General features: G+C 49.1%; 25 protein-coding genes. 24 read left to right on the top strand and 1 reads right to left on the bottom strand.

Annotated elements, in window-relative coordinates; genetic code table 11:
• Positions 1-280: 280 nt before the first annotated feature.
• Positions 281-958 carry a helix-turn-helix domain-containing protein gene (locus HPY90_RS05715; protein ID WP_287192198.1) on the bottom strand — a complete coding sequence of 226 codons (678 nt, stop codon included), beginning with the start codon at positions 956-958 and terminating at the stop codon, positions 281-283.
• Positions 959-1367: 409 nt separating this feature from the next.
• Between HPY90_RS05715 and HPY90_RS05710 the strand changes: the two genes are divergently transcribed.
• The 24 genes from HPY90_RS05710 to HPY90_RS05595 all read left to right on the top strand — a co-directional run bounded on the left by HPY90_RS05710 (position 1368) and on the right by HPY90_RS05595 (position 22233).
• A complete protein-coding gene (locus tag HPY90_RS05710) occupies positions 1368-2444 on the top strand; it encodes a LuxR C-terminal-related transcriptional regulator (RefSeq protein WP_287192196.1) in 1077 nt (358 codons plus the stop codon).
• Between the two features lie 83 nt (positions 2445-2527).
• Positions 2528-2869, top strand: a complete 342-nt coding sequence (locus tag HPY90_RS05705) for a hypothetical protein (RefSeq protein WP_287192194.1) — start codon at positions 2528-2530, stop codon at positions 2867-2869.
• 92 nt (positions 2870-2961) lie between these two features.
• Positions 2962-3330 carry a TrbC/VirB2 family protein gene (locus tag HPY90_RS05700; RefSeq protein ID WP_287192193.1) on the top strand — a complete coding sequence of 123 codons (369 nt, stop codon included), beginning with the start codon at positions 2962-2964 and terminating at the stop codon, positions 3328-3330.
• 12 nt (positions 3331-3342) lie between these two features.
• The gene (locus HPY90_RS05695; protein ID WP_287192192.1) at positions 3343-3693 is read left to right on the top strand and encodes a PrgI family mobile element protein; all 351 of its coding nucleotides are present in this window, start codon (positions 3343-3345) and stop codon (positions 3691-3693) included.
• The gene (locus tag HPY90_RS05690; protein ID WP_287192191.1) at positions 3686-4534 is read left to right on the top strand and encodes a TraC-like domain-containing protein; all 849 of its coding nucleotides are present in this window, start codon (positions 3686-3688) and stop codon (positions 4532-4534) included. Before HPY90_RS05695 ends, HPY90_RS05690 begins: the two co-directional genes overlap by 8 nt.
• Positions 4534-6501 carry a VirB4 family type IV secretion system protein gene (locus tag HPY90_RS05685; protein WP_287192187.1) on the top strand — a complete coding sequence of 656 codons (1968 nt, stop codon included), beginning with the start codon at positions 4534-4536 and terminating at the stop codon, positions 6499-6501. Before HPY90_RS05690 ends, HPY90_RS05685 begins: the two co-directional genes overlap by 1 nt.
• Before the next feature lie 18 nt (positions 6502-6519).
• Entirely contained in the window at positions 6520-7011 is a 492-nt protein-coding gene (locus HPY90_RS05680; protein WP_287192184.1) for a hypothetical protein, read from the top strand.
• Positions 6996-9695 (top strand): hypothetical protein, encoded by a 2700-nt coding sequence (locus HPY90_RS05675; protein ID WP_287192181.1) that lies wholly within the window; start codon positions 6996-6998, stop codon positions 9693-9695. The genes HPY90_RS05680 and HPY90_RS05675 overlap by 16 nt, the downstream gene beginning before the upstream one ends.
• A 54-nt stretch (positions 9696-9749) precedes the next feature.
• Complete coding sequence (locus HPY90_RS05670; protein ID WP_287192178.1) at positions 9750-10157, top strand: hypothetical protein; 408 nt, start codon at positions 9750-9752, stop codon at positions 10155-10157.
• Between the two features lie 18 nt (positions 10158-10175).
• Positions 10176-10712 carry a hypothetical protein gene (locus tag HPY90_RS05665; protein ID WP_287192176.1) on the top strand — a complete coding sequence of 179 codons (537 nt, stop codon included), beginning with the start codon at positions 10176-10178 and terminating at the stop codon, positions 10710-10712.
• Positions 10713-10777: 65 nt separating this feature from the next.
• Positions 10778-11932 (top strand): M23 family metallopeptidase, encoded by a 1155-nt coding sequence (locus tag HPY90_RS05660; RefSeq protein WP_287192174.1) that lies wholly within the window; start codon positions 10778-10780, stop codon positions 11930-11932.
• Between the two features lie 15 nt (positions 11933-11947).
• Positions 11948-12406, top strand: a complete 459-nt coding sequence (locus tag HPY90_RS05655; protein ID WP_287192171.1) for a hypothetical protein — start codon at positions 11948-11950, stop codon at positions 12404-12406.
• A gap of 24 nt (positions 12407-12430) precedes the next feature.
• Positions 12431-12619, top strand: a complete 189-nt coding sequence (locus HPY90_RS05650; RefSeq protein ID WP_287192169.1) for a hypothetical protein — start codon at positions 12431-12433, stop codon at positions 12617-12619.
• 12 nt (positions 12620-12631) lie between these two features.
• Positions 12632-13852 carry a hypothetical protein gene (locus tag HPY90_RS05645; protein WP_287192166.1) on the top strand — a complete coding sequence of 407 codons (1221 nt, stop codon included), beginning with the start codon at positions 12632-12634 and terminating at the stop codon, positions 13850-13852.
• 144 nt (positions 13853-13996) lie between these two features.
• Entirely contained in the window at positions 13997-15229 is a 1233-nt protein-coding gene (locus HPY90_RS05640) for an RNA-guided endonuclease InsQ/TnpB family protein (protein ID WP_287192164.1), read from the top strand.
• Positions 15230-15264: 35 nt separating this feature from the next.
• The gene (locus HPY90_RS05635; protein WP_287192161.1) at positions 15265-15489 is read left to right on the top strand and encodes a hypothetical protein; all 225 of its coding nucleotides are present in this window, start codon (positions 15265-15267) and stop codon (positions 15487-15489) included.
• Between the two features lie 4 nt (positions 15490-15493).
• Positions 15494-16465, top strand: a complete 972-nt coding sequence (locus HPY90_RS05630; RefSeq protein WP_287192158.1) for a copper amine oxidase N-terminal domain-containing protein — start codon at positions 15494-15496, stop codon at positions 16463-16465.
• A 14-nt stretch (positions 16466-16479) separates the two neighbouring features.
• The gene (locus tag HPY90_RS05625) at positions 16480-17937 is read left to right on the top strand and encodes a COG1361 family protein (protein WP_287192155.1); all 1458 of its coding nucleotides are present in this window, start codon (positions 16480-16482) and stop codon (positions 17935-17937) included.
• Complete coding sequence (locus HPY90_RS05620; protein WP_287192152.1) at positions 17900-18178, top strand: hypothetical protein; 279 nt, start codon at positions 17900-17902, stop codon at positions 18176-18178. The genes HPY90_RS05625 and HPY90_RS05620 overlap by 38 nt, the downstream gene beginning before the upstream one ends.
• Positions 18179-18196: 18 nt before the next feature.
• Positions 18197-18700 carry a hypothetical protein gene (locus tag HPY90_RS05615; RefSeq protein ID WP_287192149.1) on the top strand — a complete coding sequence of 168 codons (504 nt, stop codon included), beginning with the start codon at positions 18197-18199 and terminating at the stop codon, positions 18698-18700.
• Between the two features lie 132 nt (positions 18701-18832).
• Positions 18833-19141 (top strand): hypothetical protein, encoded by a 309-nt coding sequence (locus tag HPY90_RS05610; protein WP_287192146.1) that lies wholly within the window; start codon positions 18833-18835, stop codon positions 19139-19141.
• Between the two features lie 113 nt (positions 19142-19254).
• Positions 19255-20592 carry a CpaF/VirB11 family protein gene (locus HPY90_RS05605; protein ID WP_287192144.1) on the top strand — a complete coding sequence of 446 codons (1338 nt, stop codon included), beginning with the start codon at positions 19255-19257 and terminating at the stop codon, positions 20590-20592.
• A 19-nt stretch (positions 20593-20611) separates the two neighbouring features.
• Complete coding sequence (locus HPY90_RS05600; RefSeq protein WP_287192141.1) at positions 20612-21397, top strand: type II secretion system F family protein; 786 nt, start codon at positions 20612-20614, stop codon at positions 21395-21397.
• 17 nt (positions 21398-21414) lie between these two features.
• The gene (locus tag HPY90_RS05595) at positions 21415-22233 is read left to right on the top strand and encodes a type II secretion system F family protein (RefSeq protein ID WP_287192138.1); all 819 of its coding nucleotides are present in this window, start codon (positions 21415-21417) and stop codon (positions 22231-22233) included.
• The last annotated feature ends 274 nt before the right edge of the window (positions 22234-22507 follow it).

The raw sequence follows: 22507 nt of genomic DNA, 5'->3' as shown, positions 1-22507 counted from the left end.
TTTATATAATTAATAAAAACAGGGACCCGGCACCTAAAGCCAGCTCCCTGTTTATAAGAAAATTTTTTATAAACAGAAGGATTTTTAACAACCTTTGTAGAATATATTTACCCTACAAAATGTTGTTATATAGCTTAGGTGCTAGCTAAGCTACTTTGGGTAAACCACCGTGGGCGCGGTGGTTTTACCATTTTATGCAATTGTTATGTTCTATTCGACATATTTTCTTTAATTCCTCCAACCAGAGAAAATAATTCCAGAACATACCATGTATTCTCATCTATTCTTCCTCTCCTTTTTGCCTTTTTCCTGCAAACATCCTGATTATTCCTACAGGAACACCCACTATTTTAACACCTGGATCGTTTATTGAAACTACCTCCGGTTCTGCGGCTTCTGGGCGTCCACGCGGCCTTATTAGCGATATCGATCCATTTTCGTTGTGCTGAATGAAGAATATACGTGGTCTGACAGAGTGTGTTGTTTGTGCAAAAACCATGTTTGTACGTTCACTTATCCTGTTGGAGAAACGAATAAGGACAACATCACCTCTGAGGATACCATTACTGGTATACCAATTGTGTTTTATGGTGATTCCAAAATCGGCTTTAAGACCTTTGTGGACTATGACAGAACCGACAACGTTCTGTACTTCTAAAGGCTTACCGACACGGTATCCGTCAATGACCGGAACTTCGGTTTCGTAGATTGCACGGCGCCGCCGATCAAAACCAAGCAGGTAGTCGGTCGAGCATTGGAATATATTCGCGAGCTGACAGAGGGTTTCTATAGAAGGTAGATCGCCATTTTCCAACATGGAAATGTAGGCACGGTTAACCGACAGCAAATCTGCAAGATCTTGTTGGGTTAGACCGGCCATCGTGCGCAATTGTTTTAACCTTCTACTGAACCTTTCTCTCACTTCGTCAAGTCTAAGGAAATTGTTGTTTTCTTGCATAAAAACCTCATAAAATGCATAGTGACATTTTTCCCCGAATAAATTCAGGGGCAACCCATTGCGAAATAGAAGACAGTTCCCGAAAGCTTCATCACAACATTATTCTGTAAGTAATAACTAACATTTAAAAATTTTAGCGTAAAAATTTTAGCGCGGGAAAACCCGGAATTTATCCCGGGGATGAAAGTGCCTTGAAGCAGGTGATATTTTTTCAAAGAAAAAATTTTTTAATAATAAATAAACGGAGTCAGAAATCAGCATTGCTTGGAATATACAAATGAGATATCACTCAAGTTTAAGATACACTAACATTCAGTTGCCGTCAATAAAAAAGGAACACATATTGACAGTGTAAGTTTGCCTTACTATAATGAAATTGGAGTTGGGAGAAAAATTGAGGCCTTAGGAGGTGTTAAGTATACCGAGGCCGCGCAAGCAGATCGAGTGTTTTGATCTCGACGAAGCGGCGCTCACTAAACGTCAGGCTGGCATATACAAGCTGATTAGAGAAGGGTTAACAGTTAAAGAGATTGCCGAATGTCTGGACTTAGACCACAGTTATGTTAGCCGGGAAATAAAAAAAATGAGGGAACTGTCTACAGGGGGTTTGGTGACAAGAAAATTAGGAAATTTGCCCCCAATGGCTGTTTATTCCCTAAAGGCGCTTGCTTCGGAAGAAGAATTATCCCAACTTACCCCAAGAGAGATTGAAGTGTTATCGCTGTATATACAGGGCAATAGTTATACAGAAATAGCCACCGAATTAAATGTTGACGCTGACACAGCAAAGAATCACTTGTACAGCGCAAAGAAGAAGCTGGGAGATAAAGCATACCAGACCAAAGCGCTCAACAAATCGCCGTGTTGTTACCTTGACAGGAAAGAAACTGACCTGGAAAAAAACCAAAGCTTTCTGGAAAACCCTGAGTGCCGGCGAATCATCCGCATGCTGTTTGAAGGACAGAAACTTACCTTGTCAGACCGGCGGATCGCCGCGACGTACGGCATGATCAATTCATACAGCCTTGAAGCAGAGCGGGCAAAAGGGTTAAATCTGATCAGGTTACAGGGGAAAAAGCACTACAACATAGTTGTCATTAAACCCTGGGTCCATGTATTGTTAGGAAAAGTGCTTAAGGCGATGAACTTAAGTCCGATCAGAGAAGAACGGCCGCAGTACCCGGAAGATAAAAGATATAAAGTCACAGAAGCCCAGCTGACCCTGCTCAATATCGAATTAAAGAAATACATAGCCAGCGAAGAAGAATACCAGATAATGACGCTGTACACAGAAGGCTGTAGCGAAAAAGAAATAGCGTTCCATATGGCTAAAAGAGAAACCCAAAAGCCTTCTCCAGAAGTCATAGAGCAGAAATACAGCGAAGTAGTAACAATCATAGAATCGCTGGCAAAAAAACTGGGCAAATACTGGGAGGCCATCAGGGGCTTCCACACGATGGCCGGAAAAATACTTTGCGTGAAGTAACGTGCAGAGCAACGAACAAGCGGGACAAAATCCCGCCCGTGTTCGTTTTATTTTTTGTTCTGAAAGGAGGTGGCTTCTAACTCTTGCAAAAACCAATAGTCTTCACCAAACATGCCTGGGAACAGTGGAACAAGCGGGTATACGGTTACAGCGAAATCGACAGCGTAGAAAAAGCAGCGGAGCATATAGCTAACAGCTGGGGCAAAAGGAAACTGGTTAAACAGTGGGTAATGCACCAAAAACACCCTCAGTATGACGTCGGCGGGATACGCGTAGCAGTTTTAGAAAAACCAAAATCAATCATGGTGATCACAGTCTTGGGCGATGTGAAGACAGCCAACTGGTCTTACAAGGAGCATATAAGAAATCTGGGATATATCCCCCGATCCAAAAAGAAATACCTGAAAAATGCATCGAACTTTTAAGAGGAACCCTGATCAACCTGAGTTGATTTTCTCAAAGGGTATGCCCTTTGACAAGAAGTATTTCCAATCAAATTATACGAGGAGGTTTTTTTATGAAAAAACAGGCAAAAGCGCAGAAAACAGTTGCGGTTTTAGTGTTGTGCATATTTGCCCTGGCATTAGCTACGCCGGCATTCGCCGGGATTGACAACGTAACTCCTCTGGAGGTTAAGGGTGAAGCCAAAAAATTGGGCGACACAATAGTTGATGCGTTAAGGCAAATTGCAGCAGTTGCGGCAGTTATATTCGTTGTCTGGGCTGGCTACCTGTTCTGGACAGGGGGCGGCAACCCGCAGAAGCTGGCTATGGCTAAGGACCGTGTTCTCTGGTTTTTAGTGGCAATGCTCTTTGTCTTTGGGGCAGAAAAGATTGTAGGGTTTATAATCAAGCTGCTCAATATCAGCGACAAATTCGGCTTATAAAAGGTGGTGCAAATGAGTTACGGTCAATACCATCCGCTGCCATACGGCGAAGAAGTCGGAGAGCAGATATTGGGCGGACTAACCTTTTCCCAGGCCGGCTGGTTGCTGGCAGGGTTAGTGGCATCACACAAAATGGCTATGTATGTTCCCCGGCTGCCTTTGCCGAACAGCCTGTTTCTCTTTAGCATGATCCACTGGCTGATACCGTTAGTCATATCAGCCGTTTTTGCTTTCGTTAAAATGCCGCAGGGCGTATCAATCGGGGCTTACCTGGTGTCCTGGTACCGCTTCAAAAAAAGGAGGCGAGTCCTGGTAAACAGAAAAATTCTTCCCGAAAAAAGGAGTGATCTAAATATTGGATAACCTAGTAATTCTATTAATCCTGGTTGCGATAGCAGTCCTGTACTTTTGGAAACCGGATAAAAAGAACGGCGAAAAGAAAACCGAAACAGCCCAGGACCTGCTCAGCTACGAAGAAATAACCTCAGACGGGCTGATTATCCTTCCCGACCGCCAGTTTTGCGCGGTCATTTCTGTTCAGCCGATCAACATGCTCAACCGTTCCTTTGAGGAGCAGGCAGCAATCTGGAACACGTTCCGCAACATGCTGCATTCAATCAACATACCGATATCTCTAGTAGTGCAGTCGAGGCGCCTGGACATGAAACAGTACCTTTCCCAGCTCAGCGACCAGGTGCAGACGCTGACATACCCTGCTCTTAGAGATTACGGTCAGAAGCTAGTCAACCACCTGTCTGTGTGGTCGGAACAGGCCAGCGTAAAAAACCGCCGGTACTATATCTATCTCAAACTGGACGCCAAAGCACTCTCCAGTATAGACAGCGGGATAGTGCTGGAGAACGAATCTTTACAGAGATTGGCAGACAGCATAAGCGGGCTGAAAAAAGACGCGGCTGCCAGCTTAACCAGGGAAGAAGTTGTTAAGCTAGCCCGAAACGAGCTGGACAACTGTGCTCAAGTGATATGCAGTTACTTAGACAGCATGGGGCTGAGAAGCAGCCGGCTGACCAAACCGGAAATCGTCGAACTGCTTTATGCCGCATTTAACCGCGACTTAAGCCCGGTGGCGCTTTTTGAAGACGCCAACAACGCCTATGCATTTGCGGCATACACACAGTCGGCGACACCGGAAATTTTTGCGGCAGCAGAAGCAGAAACAGTATACGGAAGGCGGGATTATTGATGTTTAAGAAGCGCGAACAACCGGAAGCAGAAACAAAACAGGCAGAAAAGGTGCCCGGCAAAGACCAGCCGCCCATATACGACAATAAACCCACTGAAAAAGACCTGATCGTGCCGTCGGTTGTAAAAGAAACCGGTCCGGGTGAAAGCATAGCCGGGACTTATCATGTTGAAATCGGCGCAACCAACGAACCAGTCAGGTACTACCGCAGTTTTTTTGCCCAACTGACCGGGGCCTCAACCTACGCCGGGATGCTGAACCAGATGTATCTGGGAGATTTTGGCGATGGGGACAACGATACAGTTATCCACGTCTGGCCCTCGGATTCGACCCGGGTAATGTTTGAGCTGAGCCGGAAAATCAGCGGGCTGGAGTCGGACTTGCTGCGGGAAGAAAACAACAACAAACGTGCCGCTTTAGTACAGGCGATACATGACCTGCGGGAACAGCAGAACCGGCTTAGAAAAAGGTTTGAGCAGCTTTTTTTCGTGACGATTCAAGTTACCGCCTCTGCATTGAGCGAAAAATCGCTGTACCAGTACTGCAACGCACTGGTGAAGAGGTTTGCCGGCCAGCAGATTCATTTAAGAGCAGCCGACACCAGACAGCTGGACGCCCTGATAAGCATCACACCGTTAGGTAAAACGGGCGACTTCAGAGGGTTTGCGCGGGCGATGGAAACGAGCTGCGTGGCAGACTTATTCCCGTTCGGGCAGGGCAGTATTTCGCACACCAGCGGAATAGTGATCGGTCAGGATCCCTACGGACGGCCGGTATTCTTTGACGGGTTCCACCCGGACCCGAAAGTGCTGGCGAACTACAACATGGTCGTTTTCGGGGAAGCCGGGCACGGCAAATCGTTCACGGTAAAGAAGCTGGCGTTGCGGTCGGCGGTGGTAGGAATAAGGACCGCGATAAATGACCCTGGTTTGGAATACAAAGCGGTCATGAAGCAGATGGGCTGCCCGTACATCGAGCTTTCACCCAGGAGTGAAGACCGCATCAACATTTTTGATGTGGATGAACAGGAAGACAGCGACGGGAAAGTGACGCTCGACCTGGAAAGCTCCATCAAAGCGGCGCAAGCGGTAGTGTTCAAGATGATCCGCTCGATCGACCCGAACCCGGAAGTGCTGAACGGGACAGTGAAGATTGCCATACAGGAACAGATAGCCCGGCTGTATGAAGAAAGAGGAATAACCCGAGATCCGTCCAGCTTGTATGAATCAAGCCGCACGCTTGGTGAAGGCAGATATTCCATGCAGCGAATCAAAAAGAAAATGCCGGTATTGTCTGACCTGTACGAACTGATGGCAAAAGACCCGCGAACCGAGCGGGTTGCGGAGTTCATCAAAGCCTTCACGCAGTACGGCAGCAGCCCATCGCAGGCAATCTTTGACAATGAGACGAACGTGGATATTCGGAACGCTCCAATGTTTGCGTTCTCATTGAACGATTTAGACCCGGATATTATGAAACCGCTTGGGTCGTTTATCGTGACCAAATGGCTGTGGGAACGGTTTGCCAAGAAAAACCCGCGCCAGCGGAAGCGGATCATCATTGACGAAGCCCAGCTCTTGATGCAGGATGAAGAAACCGCAAGCTGGATGGAGAACGCCTGGCGGCAGGCGCGGAAATTCAACACCTCAATGTGCGCGGTGACGCAGGGGTTTGAAGTAATGGCCAGAGTCCCCCAGGGAGCGGGTATCTTGAAAAACAGCCCGACCAAGCTCCTGCTCAGGCAGCACTCGCGGGACATCGAGATTGCCAAGAAAGAATTTGACCTGTCGGATGGTGAAGCGCAGTTCCTTTTGATGACGGAGCCGGGGCACGGGATATTCAAGGTAGACCAGGAATCAACGCAGATATACATAGACTACTTCCCCGAGGAATATGTCCTGTTTAACACCAACCCGAACGACCCGATACTAAACCAGACGAACCGGCAGATCAGCTGGGCGTCTTAGGCAGAAAGGAGAGATAATTTGCTGGAAAGAATAAAAGAAAAATACAGCCAGATGGGGACGCTTGAGAGGCGGGTAATCATCGGGTTTATAATTGCTGTGCTGCTGCTCAACTCGATAGATTTGCCGATCTTGTTAATATGTATTTATCTGTGGTTCAGAAAACCGCAAATGGAATGGTACTATTATTTAATTCCGGCAGGTGTAATCTTGCTGGGATTCATGGTGATATTCCACATAGAGGGTTCATCCCCGATATACAAATCGCTGGTAACATGGCAGTTGTATGCAGTTGGGCTTGTAGACTGGATTCAAGCTCTAGGATTTTTGTTAAGGCAAATAGCCAACATGGATCTAATTGGGCTTAAGATACACTTCACATTCCCTTATACATCTGGTTTTTCTTTTTTTGTTATCTCGACATTTTATCCAGCGATGGGATTGTTTGTGTATTGGGGAATTGCAGTGCATTTTATGCAAAAGGAGAAGTTTAAGCAATGGGCAAGAAATTAACAGCTGTAATACTGGCGCTGATACTGCTTGTTACATTGGCGCAACCGCTGTTTGCGGCCGACAGCCCGCTTTCGGCAGCCATAAACGGCGTGGAGAAAGCCCGAGCCGAAAAATTCAAGCAGATAAACGCGGTCAAACGCGAGATAAACGATTTGCAAAAAGAGATTGATCCAAAAATATACGAAAAATTGACCAAAGAGTTGGAGGCACTAGAGCAAAACTGGGTAACAAGAGGATTAAACAAATATCGCATTGAAGAAATAAAAAGAGCCCTTGCCGACTATGGCCGGAAGTTGGAAGAGAACCCGAAACTGATTGCCCAGAAAGAGCAGGAACTGCAGAAACTCCAAACAGAGTTGAACGAATACCTGAGAACCCAGGCGACATCAATATACAAAACAGCCTGGGGGGACTACGTGACAGCGAAACGGGCGATGGAAGCGGCAGATGCGGCATACAACCAGGCAAAAGGGACGCCGTTGGAATACGCCAAGAAGGAAGCGGCAGACCAGGCGAACCAGACATACCAGGAAGCCGCCAAAAACCTGAACAAAGCAGGGTATTACTACAAGGCCTGGACCGGCGAAGAACCGCCGGCGCTTTCGGAAACCGTAGTTGAGCCAACTCAACCGCAGGTGGCGCCGGGAACAACCCAGCCCCGCAAATCGTTTTTGAGCAGTATGGAAGAGGAAAAGAAAACGAGTTTCATCAACAAGATTATGGGAGCCATCCTGGGCGGGATACCTGAAACGCTGGCAGAAAAGCTGGGGCTTGTCGATCCGATGAAACTGGTATTTTGCAACGGATTCCCCGGGGTAGACAGCGAAGGCAAAAACCTGTGGCTCGGGGTATTCACCCCGAATGAACAGAAAGTAGTAAAAGCGGTCTACAACCTGTTCAGCGGCTTGTTGCCGACCCTGTTTCTGATCGGAATAGTTTTAGCAGGATTTATGCTGATCTTCACCAACATGGGAGCCGAACAGCGGTTAGGAGCAAAGGACTACATAGTCGGCACCCTGATCGCGGTAATGATGCTGAAATTCGGCCCGACCTTGATGGAAATAGCCGGCAACGCCAACCAAACGCTGGTTAACTATATGGGCTCATTCATGACATCGTCAGGCATTGACTTAAGCCAGGGATTCATTGACCAATTCTACACCGGCGAATCATTCAGTCTGTCGGCGTTGATTCTGGGCTTGATCGGGATATTAATGATTGGTTTTATGAACTTCCAGTACATTATCCGGAAAGTTAGCTTGGGAATCCTGATTATGCTTCTTCCCGTTACCGCATTTGTCTCAATGTTTCCCACTCAGCGGGGGCTGCTCAACCACTGGCTAAGAGAATTCTGTGCCAATATGTTCATGCAGTTGGGGCACGCGGTGGCGATTGCGTTTTTCTTCCTGGCTTTTAACGCCATAGACAACTTCTTTATCCTGTTTGTAATGCTGATGAGTTTAAACGGGATAGCCGATCTGGTCAGGCGTCTGTTCGGTGCGCCGCAGCTGACGCACGGAGCCATGTCGCTGGCTGCTGGTCTTATCGGAGCTGAACACTTGATGGGCGTAGGAAGGATACTGGGCGACACAGTGCGCGGCGGCAAACCGGCGGCTGGAGCTGGAAACGCTGTCAGTGCGGTGGCTGGAGCTGGCGTTACAGGCACAGGTAGCGGCATAGGTGGTGGTGTAGACGCGGTCAAACCGTTCCGCGACACAACCGGTTGGGACCGCAAGATGCGCCTTATCCGAGCAGCGGCAACAACATTTGGCGTGCTGGGCGGCTCCATGCTGGGCGGCGCTTTAGGCGGTCTAGGGGGAATAGCAGCCGGCGCAAGCATCGGCGGGAAAGCGATAGGCAGCGCAAGCGGGGCGACAGAGAACATCCTCCAAAATTTCCGTGACGCCAAATTCGAGATGCAGGAGAAAGGGCTGGACAGCTACGGGCAGGCGTTAAAAGAGCATTTCGGGCTGTATGACAATGCGCAGTTAGCAAAGCCAAGCGAAGCAATACGGATAGGCCGGCAGCTGTTTGGCGGGACTGGCATACCAGGTTACCTGGGAGCGATGGCAGGTGCCGTTGTTGGCCACGGTGCGATGTTTGCGGATACAGTAAAATCTATAAAAGGTGGGCCGTCATACCGGCAAGTATACAACGAAATAAATAAAGAACTGTATGGCGAACACAGAAATGCAGCCCGCCGGTTGAACGATCTGATGAAGAACGTCAACCTTGCCAACCCGGAAGCGCCGGCGATGAGCTACAACGATTACAAAGCCCATTACCAGGCGATAAAGGCGCAGTGGGGGCCTGGCTCTACTGCCTGGCAGCAGCTGAAGGTGCAGGCGCGTGAAGCGCAGGCTCGGTTAGAAGATTTTCGCCGTGACCGGGAAAACTTCATTTCGAGTTTTGTAGACCCGGACGAGGGGCATGCGGCTTATGCGGCCAGGGAACAGCAGCTACTGGCGGAATATCGGTCAGCAGAGATAGCTGCATTGAGGGGCCCGGAAGAATGGCAAGCGTTCCAGCAGCAGTACGAAGACGTGGAAGCAGTGATCAGGAGCAACCAGATGGAAGTCATGCAGGCGCAGAGCCGGTTGAGCGAACGGGCAAGAATTGTCGCGGAAGAGATGCAGAAGCTGCGCCAGCACAGGGTACCGATAAGCGGCGGGCAGATTATGTAGCGGGCAGCGCTGGCTGCCCGGTTTCTGATTTTTTTAAGAAAGGATGGTGGCGCATTGGGCTTGATTCTGGTTGATTTTTTTGTTCTGGTGTACCTGTTGCAGCTAAACGAAAAGGTGGGGAAATTTCTGGCCCCGTACCTGTTTAAGTTCAGCATAATGCCGGGGATAGTTTTCGGGCAGTGGTACCGGTACTTCTTCGACATCGGAAAGATAGAGCAAACATGGATATTTGTGCCGTACTTTTTTATTTGGTGTTTTGTGATGTTGGGTTTTGCAGCCGCGACGATTGCGATATATCTAGGAATCATTCTAAGGCTAAAGGAAAGTTTATATTATCACGATTACCGGACCGCGGCATTTGCGGCCATATCGCTTGTTGTCATATGTTCGCTGCATGTATACTTGGCGATGCATACTAATTTCGATCCGTACTATGCAGGCAGCCTGCAGACGTTCATATAGGGGGGCGAGAGGTGGGAAATGGTAAAAAGTTTAAAAACGTTTCTGGACAAGCTGAACCCCGAATATCCAATAACCAACCGGCAGGCTAAAATCATCGCATTCATGATACTGTTGTGTTTGCCTATGCCGATCATGCTGTTGTGGCTGGCGATAATCGTTCTGCACTGGCGGTACGACCAGGAAATGAATATTAACTACTACATGATACTGTCTATAATCTGCTACATGCTGCTGGCCGCATTAAACATCGCGCCGGGGTATCCGGTGACGGTTGACGACATTGAATACTTCAACCCGATCTGGTATCCGCAGTACCTGTACGACCTGTACCAGAACTTTTCGTGGGATTACTGGCAGGAACAGGTGTTAAAACACATGAAAGGGTTAAATGACGTTCTGGGGACGATGGGGTTTGTACTGCTTGTAGTAATGATATTGTTTAAATGGGACGCAAAGAAAGAGATTAAAGAAATCGAGCGGGAGAATATGAAAAAATTAATGCGGGCAAAAGAAGAAGAATTTTGGCGGAGAGTTAGAGGAGGTCGATCGAGATAGATCAAGGATACAAAAGGATATTTGAGAGGATAGGCAGGAAAATAGCCGAGCTGGTCTGGCAGATAGTGAAGAAACAGCTGGTGCTGATGCTGAAAGTTTTGGGAGTGCCGGCTGTTTTGGTTGTTCTGGCGCTATTTTGTCTGATTGTGGTCTATGCTTACCCGAAAGCGGTAGCGGAATACTGGGGCAGCGACCCGCCGGTGTTCAACGTGTTGAGCGACGATGACCCCAGCTGGAACAAAGAGAAGAACATAAAACTGATTGCCGAATATAAAAGGTTGACAGAATCATGGAAAGAAGGCTTGACGCCAGACGAACAGGCACAGGCAGAACCGCACGCTATGTCCTGGGCGGTGCTGGCAGGCATAGACCGGCTGCTCGGGGATCCGCTGAGCCACGGCGGGACGGACTACAAACCCGACCCTCAAAAACATTATCAGGCGTTAGCTCCGCGTTTCAAGTGGAAAGAATCCGAGGTGATTGCAGTAGAAAAAGATGAAGAAGGTAAAGAAAAAGAAACACGGACCAGGGTCCGTCTGCTTGTGGAAGCGGACACGTTTGAAGGCACATACACTTACGAATACGAATGGAAGACATATAAAGAAGGCGGCAAAACCATCATCAGAGAAGTGGTAGCAAACGTAATACCGGACATTAATTACGCAAGGTTCAAAACCTATCTGGCGCAACAAGGTGTCACCAACAGCTTCGATCAGGAGATGGTTTTGGAGTTTGCTGAACTGTACGACGAAAACTTTGCGGTAGATTCGTCTGTGTTCAACGCGCGGGTAGCCGGCTTCCAGGTGGATTTGGGCAAGAGCGTGTTTACAGGAAGCAAAGGAGAAAAGATGCTGCTGCCTGTTGGCGAAAGCCCGGTAACATCGCCCTACGGAATGCGGAAAGACCCGTTTACCGGCAAACAGCGGTTCCACACCGGTGTGGATTTTGGAGTGCCAGCCGGTACGCCGGTTAGAAGCGCATATAACGGTAAAGTGATATACAGTTCATCAACCCCAATTTGGGGTAATTTGGTCATTATCGATCACGGAAACGGGCTGACGACATGGTATGCCCATTTGCAAGCAAGGAAATGTAATACAGGCGGCGAAATCGCGCAGGGAGACGTAATCGGGTTTGTCGGCAGCACGGGACGGTCAACGGGCCCGCACCTGCATTTTGAGGTAAGGCAGAACGGGAAACCTGTCAACCCGTTCAAATAGGAGTGGTATGGCATAATGGCAAAAAACAGGTATGTAATAGCCGCAGCAGTAATACTGCTGGTGTTTGTGGTATTGGGTATCGGGATGTCGCTTGATTCGCCGAGCGGATCGGGCGTGAAACAGAAGTTGAGCATATTTGATCCCAACCGGCCGGTAGAGTTTCCCGAAGTGAGCGGCGGGATAAAGGAAATAGAGCCGGTTGGGAAAGAAGAAATAACCAAAACTTCGGCTTATGCGGCATCAACAATAGTGCGGAAAGCGCAGAAGCTGGGCAACCCGCTGATTGTGCTGTTTCTTATGATGGGGTTAGCCGGCTGGGTGTACGGGTATGCCAACCAGCGCCCTTTAAACCGGGGCATGATTATGGTCGGCGTATGTCTGGTCAGCCTGCTTTTAATCAACTACCCGGCGACAACAACAAAACTTATATTTTCGCTGTTTGACAGCTTTGTGCGATTGGTAGAAAAGATTTAAAAGAAGAAAAAGGAGAGGGGAAGCATGACAAGGTTAGAATTCAGGGGAATGGTACAGGAGGGGTACATCAATTTAACGCAAACTTTAATCGTATTTAACGACGTAGCCGATGAAATGAACGTGACGCCTGAACTGTACGACGAAGAGCTGATGGAAGCGGTCCGGATGCTGCGAAAAGGACTGAAGATAGTGGACAAATACCTGAACGGGTAAGGAGCACGCCACATGAGAGTGCACATCATAGTAGACGCCGGGTATGAGGATATAAAGAACAAGTTGTACGAAACAGGCAAATACGAAGAGATAACCATAGACTACAGCTTAAACACAGCGGTAGCGTATGCGGAGACAGCCGAAAGCCCGCCGGACTGCCTGATCATATTTGATGGAGTGCCAGTGTCAGGACTGATGAACGACGGCAGCATACAATACGACAGAGCGTCAATCGACTGCATAACCAGGATACGGTTTGCATGGCCGAAAACCAAGATACTGATGCTGCTAGCGCCTGAACGCAAAGAGCGCCATCACCACTGGTACATTAAAGCGCTAGCCGGTTTCAGCATACATGACCTGTACTTTGTGGAAGAGTTTAACGTAAACGACTTAACAAGCTGGATAGAAACCAAAAAAGAATGGTATGATGTAGCCGAGTATCTGGGCATAGAAGGCCAGCCGCTGCCTGTGCCAAAGGTGCAGAGCCAGCAGGTGACTAAACCCAAACCTGTCACAGAAGAACCCAAAGAAGAAACCGAAAAACCGAGCAAGCAAGTCCTTAAAGGGATACTTAACAAACTGCCGGTAGAACTGCCTAAAGTCCAGATACCGAAACTACCAGGTATCCCAAACATACCAAAACTGAACCTGCCCAACCTCAAAAACAAAAAGCAGGAAACAGCAGACGAAAGAGTGATAGTGGTCTGGAACTCGCACGGCGGCAAAAAAGCGGAAACCGCTTTATCGCTGGCAAAAGAACTGGACGACGGCAGGACGGTTTTAATAGAGCTGGACACAACCAACCCAAAACTGGACAGGATAATGGGCGTGCCGAAACCAGGCATGGAAGAGTTGGAAGGGGATTGGAAGCCGTGGGACATCGGCGCAGGAGTACTCACCTGCCGGGTGTTGGACATGCCGTTTGAGAAAACAGACATCTCCAAGTTTGCGTACCGGTACAAGCACGGCATAGCCTACCTGCCCTGCGGGAACACCTTTGGGCAGAAAGTGCGGAAGTTTCCTACCGAAGATGAACTGAAAGCGATGCTGTCGCATTTTGAAGGGATGCGGCTGATAATCAGCATACCGTGCGACGAAAACAACCCGATAACCCCGATAATGTGGCGGCTGGCAGACGTAATATACGTACCGGACGATCCGGAAAAACAGACTGAGCTTGAAAGAATAGGGTTTAAGGCGAAAGCGTACAATTCATCCGGACAGAATTAGCATATTTTAGAAAAACGGGGGAGTGCGAGGGGGCAGTAATCCCCCTCAATTTATTGAGGGGATACACGGACCCCTCACCCTAGCATTTATACAAGCGTCAGGCGGTACATTGAGTCTCAGAAAACAGGGGAAGGAGGTGTGTGAGTGCCATTAATTGCTCTCAAGGCCCAAGTCCACGCCGACCCTCAGACCGAAGCCGTTCTCAAGGACGCCATGTTTTGCGCCACCAAAGTCTACAATGGCCTTCTGTGGCACCTGCGCAGAGAGTACGAAGAGACCGGGAAAGTGGATATTTCCCGGAAAAACCTCAACCGCATCTTGAAAGAGCTGCCCAGGGCCAAAGGATACTATTCGATGTCGGTCCAGCTCACCCGGGACGAAGTGCGAGAAGCGTACAGGTCCTTCTTTGCCCTGAAGAAGAAGGGGATTAAACAGCACGAAGCCCCTGGCTTCCGGCGGAAAGGCTGTCTCTCTCCGCTCAAGTATGTGCAGAGCGGGTTCAAAATAGATGGAGACAGGGTCACGCTGAGCCTGGGCACCGGCCGGGAAGACGGTGTAAAGCAGGTGTCTTTCCGGATATCTCAACGACCTGACGTAGAATACGACCGCGTGCGGGAGCTTTCCATCATCTACGACAAGGTTTCCGGGCGGATAGAGGCCCGTCTGATGGTGGAAGTGAAACCCTGCGAGAACAATGGGACGGGGAAAGTGGCAGTAGACCTGGGCGAAACTATCCTCATGGCCTGTGTCTTCGACGACGGAACTGTACTGCTCTACTCCGGCAGGATGATCAAGGCGATAAGGCGGTACTGGCAGAAGGTACGGGCGAACCTTCAGCAGAACTCCCGCAGATGGAAGCAGGTAGCGCACCTGGAGAAGAAGCAGGTAGAGCAGTTACTGCACGTAGCCACGTCCCACTTTATTGCGGAGTGCGTGCGGCGGGGCGTGAAAGAAATAGCCATAGGTGACCTCAACGGAATCCGTGAAGGCATTGACTATGGAGACCGGCTGAACCAGCGTTTGCACACCTGGCCGTACCGGAAACTGGTCAACATGCTCAAGTACAAAGGTGCGCTGGTCGGGATCACGGTCCGCGACGATATAGACGAGGAGAACACTTCTAAGACCTGCCACGCCTGCGGGACAGTCAGTTCGTCGAACCGCAAGCATCGTGGGTTGTACGTATGTTCCTGCGGGTGGAAGGCACAGGCGGACATAAACGGTGCCCTGAACATCTACGAAAAAGTGTATCAGGTATCTCCCGTGAAGGGGAGTAGTGGCCGGGTGACACGGCCCGCGGTCGTGTCGTTCCTCTTGGGATGGCACGGTGTCGCTGAACCAAAGCGCAGAAATAAAGCCCTGCGTGCATCCGCTTGAGGATGCCTCTCAATTTATTGAGGGGAGGACGTCACGTGCAGTTTTTGGAAAGGAGAGATACTTTGGAACTTTCATGCGGCGATACCATAGTCTTTTCTGTCATAGAGAAAAAAGAAGCCAAGAAATATACCGGTACCGTTGAGCAAGTCACATCAAAATTCATAGTTGTGCATCTTGGAAAGTATCGGGAAACAATCTCTTTCCACGATATCAAGAATAAAAACGTTGTCATCGAAAAAACCAAAAGAAAGGAGAATTAAGCGCATGAAAAAAGCCATAACCTTGCTTACCCTGCTGGCACTCATACTGACAGCCGTACCTGCATTAGCAGTCAACGAACAGGTAGACGTCTACGAGAACCAGCAACTGATCAAAAGCGTTGTATTTGCGATAGGACTGGATGAATACTTCATCAACGGGCAGCTGCCCGGGATAAAGATGGACGCGCGTGCGTTCATCGAGAACGACCGGACATACGTGCCGGTAAGATACCTGGGTCGGGCGTTGGGACTGAAGGATGAGGACATCACCTGGGACAACGACAAAAAGAAAGCCACTTTAAAGCGAGGCAGCACCGTACTGGAGATGGTGATCGGGGAGAAGAGAATCAGCACAAACGGAGAGACAAAAGAGATCGATGTAGCCCCACTGCTCAAACAGAACCCCGCCTGGCGGACGTATTTGCCGGCAAGATACGTTGCTGAAGGATTGGGGTACGAAGTGGACTGGGACGCAGAAACGCGGACCGTGATCTGCTGGCCGAAGGGGGACCCGAGACCGGATGTAGCGGCTGTAAAGGAGTATGTCAAACAGCAGACTGCCCAACCTACATTTGAGAATGAGCCGGTTAAATTTGACTATGCAGGCTGGCCAGTTTACGAAGACTGTATCAAATACGGGGAGCTGGCTTTTAAGTATATCACTATAGACAGAACCAACGGCAAAATCATCCTTGACCTGCCGACCGCCCCGAAAGGGACAGAGTGGTGGCTTGACATCAAGTGGATGACGGACCCGAATAACATTCCTCAATACCACAATTTGTTTAGAGATTTTCACCCAGACAAACCAGTAACCAAAGGCGGCCACTACGAGATTACGGGTATACCGTTTGATAAGTTAGATTTCGGCATTATCAAAGTTGGGCTGGTGAAAGAAAACGGGCCGGATATGGGGCCGGAAGGCGCCAAAGCGCTGGAATTGGTCACCGGGCAGTATCTAGATTTAGACATGTAAAGGAGTGATGTGCTTTGAGAAAACTGCTGAGCCTGCTGCTGGCGCTGACGCTGATATTGGCTATTGTTCCTATGGCGTCAGCAGAAACAATAAACTTTAACACTTCAGTTCCGGACGGCTATACTTTATTGGTAACTGGAGAACCATACTACTCCATCCAGTTCTGGCATTATTCGGGCGGCTACTGGGGCTGCGTGGAACGCGGGATAAAGCTGTACGACAAAGATGTTGCTAATGCCATTAAATACGACAATGTGATTCCCTATAACGATAACGTCAACATCACCACGCCTCTGCCCGAAAAGGTTAAAGAGTATCTGAACAACGGCGGCAAACTGGAGAACGTAAAAGTCAGATTCGTTTTACCTGGCGACGCGGCTGCTTCTAAATTTTTCAAAAATACCCCCAGTTACACACTCGATAGCAACGGTCTTACGGTATCGTTCATGCCAATATTTGCAGTGAGAGATGATGCATTCTACTGGGATGAGAACATGAAAGTCATAGTCCCAAGAATCAAAGACGGCTTCGGCGTGATGGTCTGCTCGATTTTTGACAAAACAACCGGCAAACACCTTGGGCAAACAAACGAAATCGAAACAGGAGACATTGCCGATTCCAACGGGTATTTAAAGCCAAGAAAAACAGTCGCCGTCAGCGATGATAAGGGAAACATCACTTACTATGATTCAAGCCAGATCAGGATTGGCTGGGGGACTTTTAAAAACGGCGGGGCAGTAGGTTTGGAATACCGTTATCCGATTCAGGCGGAATATTACGTGCCTGAGGATATAAAATCTCTGCCCAATCTCTCCGTAGTCTCAATCGAGACCAGCGTAGACGGCCGCCAGGCGAACCCCAACGAACGGTACAACGTGAGCGTATACTTCAAGAACGACAGTACCGTACCGCTTGACAACGTCCCCGTAGCCCTGTTCAACGACCAGTGGCGGGCAAGGCTTTGGGACGCAAGCGGCCAGGACGTTCAGTACATCTCCCACATGGAGCCTGGGCAGGTAGTGCAGTTGGATTCAACCGTATCGGCGCCGCCGTCGGGGTCAAGGACGCTGACAGCGTACATCGACATTTCGCCGATCGAGGACAGGTATGAGGAGACGACCAACGAGGACAACGTAAAGAAAAAGACCGTGCAGGTGAAAGAAGAGCAGCCGTCACAGCCTGTTCAGGGTTCAAGCGGGCCGGGGAGCCTGACGTTTCAGGCGGTGACTCAGGACAGAAGCAAAAGCCGGCCAGCCGGGACAGCGAAATGGACAGACTGGGTGACTGCGACCTTGAAAGCACCGACCCCGACACCGCCGAAAGGATGGGTAACATATTGGGAAATCACATCGGCGACGCTGAGCTATCCGAAAAAAACACCCGGATTTCGTGTTTGGCGATCCGCTGCCGCCGCAGGGGACGGTAACAGTTTCGATGAAACCGAACGGGCATACAGCGACAGTCGAATTTAAAGAGGACTGGGCAATGGACGGAGCCAACATCTACAACATGATCAAAGACGAATACATGGCTGTAAGCCCGAAATACTACACGCTGACGGCAAACTGGAATGTGTGGTACCAGTACCAGTATGTCGCGGGCTACGACGAAAACGGCAACCCGATCTATGAAACTGGCACTGGCGCAACCAGCGGGACAACGACCGGAAAACTGCTGGTAAACGGGACAGGTGTAAACAGCCTGGCGGAATAGGAAGAAGGGGAGAAAGATTTGCTGAAAGACGAGAAAGGCTTTATGGCAATACCAATACTTTCGGTATTCCTGGTTATAGCGCTATCGGTCACGGCAATACTGGCAGGGCTGGCATTTGGGGCAAAAGCTACTGCGGTTAGGGTGTATGGTTACTTTGGGGAAGCCATGAACTATGCAGCGGCATCAGCCAACATGGATGGAGACACAAGTCAGGTAGCACTTAGAACAGACCTGGCCAAGAAACACTTTGCGTATGCAATGGCAGCAATGACAGAGACTGCATGGAACGGCGCCGAGTTTGTGCCTAACCCAAACAACAAAGCAATAGCTGGACCGATAAAGCTGGTGGAATTTAAGCCGGTAGCGCCGGGTGATCCAGTGCCTGGCGGGAAAGCAGGGGCGCCTGGCTATGTTGCTGTAATCGAAGTGCCGGTGCTGGGCGGGACATATCCGCTCATCGGGCCGCAGTACATTACTGTGCCGATGAAACAGTTTGGGGCGGTTGTGTCATCAAGAATGTAAACAGTTTGGCTGAATAAGGATTTTTGGTTTGTTAGGAGAAATGGGGGAGCGCGAGGGGGCAGTAATCCCCTCAATTTATTGAGGGGAGGACGTCACTGGAAGATGTTACACAACACATGAAAGGAGTTTTTTATGGAAAAAAATGAGCTTATATCAAAGATAGAATCGCTTGGTATTAACGACGAGTCTCAGAGAAACAAGGTAGTATGTGCCCTCATTGGTCATAGCAAAATAGTTTCAATGTGCTTTGGCTACGTTTATTGCGGTCGATGTGATGAACAAATAGGAGATACGCTGGCTGGTGGTTTTGATGCTTCAAAATGTGTAGTGATAGGTCATAATTGTAAGACATGTAGAGAAAATTACAAAAATCTTACCTGGGAAGATACGATTTACTGCAAGCAACCTTTTCATGAAAATGTTAAAGATGTTCAGACTTAATAGACCGCAGTACATAACTGTACCAATGAAACAGTTTGGGGCATTTGTTTGTCACAGCCTTGATATTATCCGTTATTACTGGCAACATTTATATTTTTTGGGGGAATTGGTTTATGGCTTTAGAATTTGAGTCAACAGACTGGCTGGAACACGAGGAAAAACAAAAAGAGAAGATAATCGAAGACATAGCCCGGGAGCTTGCCCAAAAGCACCCGGACTTTCTTTCTTCTACAGGGATATTTGCCGATAAAAAATATTTGGAAGCAGTAATCAGGAAAGCGGTTTTGGCTAGAACCGACCTTACGCCGGAGGAAAAAGAAGAAGCGGTAACCGTTATTATGGGACAGGCAACCGGCTACGGGGTATTACAGGACTTTTTCGGACCGCGGGCATCGGAGATAACAGAAATATTTATCAACCCGACAAAAGACGGCCCGCGCGTGTTTTATTCTATGCGGGGCAAAACATATGCGGCTGCCAAACAATACTTCAAGAACAACGAAGAAGTGCTGCGGTACTGCCAGAAAATCTGCGACGATGTCGGGCGGCCTTTCACGGAGGACGCCAGTATCGTAGACGCATGGCTCAAAGACGGGTCGCGGATAGCGGTAATCGGTTTCAAGACATCGCCTCTGGGCGTAGCGGCAACGATCCGCAAATCGCCTTTAACCCGACCGCCGATGCCGCTAGAAAAGCTGGTAGAAAACCAAATGCTACCGCAGTTTGTCGCGGACATGCTGGTAAACCTCTTAGTGCACGGCCATGCCAACCTGGGCATCTTCGGACGGACCGACTCAGGCAAAACCACATTCCTGCGGGCGTTAGGGCTGCATATCGACCCGCAGGAACGGACATTTATCGCTGAGACCAGCTTTGAGATGTTCATGCCGCATCTGGAAAACTGCATAAATTTGGTGGAAGTCTCTTATGGCGACCGTACCATCGTAGACATGGCTCAGCTATGCCGGACGATGAACCGGAACAACCCTGACCGGGCCATAGTCGGCGAGATCCGGTCGAAAGAAATCATTGCCGCTTCCCAGATCGCCTCATCCACATCCGGCGGATTCTGGACAACCGGCCATGCAGGGGACATAAACAGCCTGCGGACCAGGCTGTGGGGCATGTTCATGGACGGCAACGTCCATCTGCCAAAAGAATTTTTAGACGAAGTGATCGCGTCAATGTTCCATTTTGTGATCTTCGTCGATAAAGAAACAATCACCGAAGAACGGAAGCGGACGTTCATGGAGCTGGTAGAAGTAATCCCCGGCGAAGGCTATAGAACCATAATCAAGTTTGACGCCCATGCCTTTGCGGAAAGCAGAGGCAGAGAGCGCCGGTGGATTTACACTAATCCGATCACAGAAGAACGGCTGTCAATGCTGGCGTTCAGGGGGGCAAAATTAATTCCCGAATACGAAAAAGTACACGAAAAATATTTGCAGTAGCAGGGGAGATGAAGAAGCTGTGTGGCAAATAGGGCTTTTACTAAGCCTGTTTGCGCTGTTTTATATTCTAACTGGAGGCAGCCTGCCTGAACAAGAAACACTCAGAGAATGCTGGAAAAAGTACGGGCTGCCCATGATCAGCGCAGTAGCCGTGTTTCTGCTGACAACCTTTATTACCAAAACACCGCTGGCAGGGTTGGCCTGGGGGATTCTCGGTTGGTTTTTGCCGGGCTGGATACTTAAACACATAAAACAGCACAAACAGGAGCAATACCGTTCATCAATCCGCGACTTTATCGTATCAGCGGCGGGACTTTATGCCGCCGGATTGGTGACGCCTGACGTAATCAACACTGCAAAAGGGCGGATGAAAGAACCGCTGGCGACAGAATATGACTTGATGTTGACGAAACGCAACCTGACCGGGGCAACGTTCCCGCGGATGTTTGAAGAGCTGTACCAGAAGTACAACCTGTCCGAGTTCCGGGCAATTTCAGCAATAATAGCCGCTTCAGAACGAGCTGGCGGACCGCAGGCGGCGGCGCGCGGCTTTAAGCGTCTTGGGCAAGCCTTAAGGCAAAAAGAGAGGTTGAAAACCGAACGGACCAAATCGCTGATGGAAGTCCAGATTGCGGCAGTAGTCGTGATTGTTTTGCTATTAGCAGGGCTTGTTGTGGACATAACCGTATGGAGGGATATGTTCGCAACACCGGGCGGGAGAATTGTGCTTGGGCTGGCGTCGTGGCTGATAGTCGGGCTTATATTTATGGCCCAAAAAGTCGGCGGGTCCGAAGACCTGGCATAAAGAAAGGGGGACAGGGATTGACGCTTGTTTTAGCAGCAGGATTGTTGGTCAGTTTATTTATGCTCAGCTACTACCTTTTAGTTCCGACAGAAACCAGCGTAGGCCCATTGGTGAAATCCGCAGACTATGTGCGGTACCGTTTGTCTGAATACCTGGAACGGCAGGCAAACCAAACTGCGCTAGAAGTGCTGAAAAAAACGACCAACGAAGTATTAAAAACAGGTCTGGTGGTTGGCGGCGGGTTGGCATTGCTGGCGCTGGTGATCGGGCTGAAACTGATCGGCTGGCTGGCAGTATCTTTAGCAGCAGCTCTCTTTTTTGCCGGAGTATTTATAACTGATCTGGTATTAAAAAACGAGTACCGCACCTGGCAGGAGAAACTGCTGGAAGGGATACCGGTGCTGGTCAGCTTTATGCCTTCGTTTCTGGAAACGGGAAGCATAACCCCTCGGGAAGCGTTGCAATTAACAACGCAGTTTTTGCCTGAACCGCTGAGAAGTGAAATGGACAAGGTGATGGCCAAGATAAACTTCAAAGCAGATGTGAAAGGGGCTTTTTACGAGCTGTCCCGTCGAGCCAGACATCCGCTGGTAGATGCCATATCATACCGAATCCACACTGCATGGGACACCAGAGTTAATGCCGACATCTTTGACGATTTGAATGACCAGATCGCCGACATGCACGAACTGGCCGCAACCAGAGCAACAGCGGCGAAAAGTGGGTTATTCGCGCTGGTATGCGTGCTGGGGCTGCTGGGAGCTGTGCTGGTGTTCGGTTACCCGGGGATGCAGTATTTGTTCTCGCAGCTAGGTTCGGTATTTGGCGGGATGTAGGGGAGAAGGTGCATGAAAAAATTAACATCAATCGTGCCAATAGCATTAATAGCAATACTTGCAGCAATAATCACCTTCTGGTTCAAATGGTGGGCAGTCACTCTAAGAAGCTGGACATTTTAATTTTCACAAGTACAGATGTTGTAGGGGGTGGTTTCACCAATACTTTACAATTTTCAGGAGCCATAAAAATTTGTAAAAATTACAAGGAGGTTTGAAGCAGTTTCTAAAAACTTAACTGTACTTGACTATACTTAACTATCTGAATTACCAT

Origin of the sequence: Syntrophothermus sp. (assembly GCF_013314835.1) — a bacterium.
Taxonomy (GTDB): Bacteria; Bacillota; Syntrophomonadia; order Syntrophomonadales; family Syntrophothermaceae; genus Syntrophothermus; species Syntrophothermus lipocalidus.
This window is presented reverse-complemented; position numbering and strand designations above follow the sequence as displayed.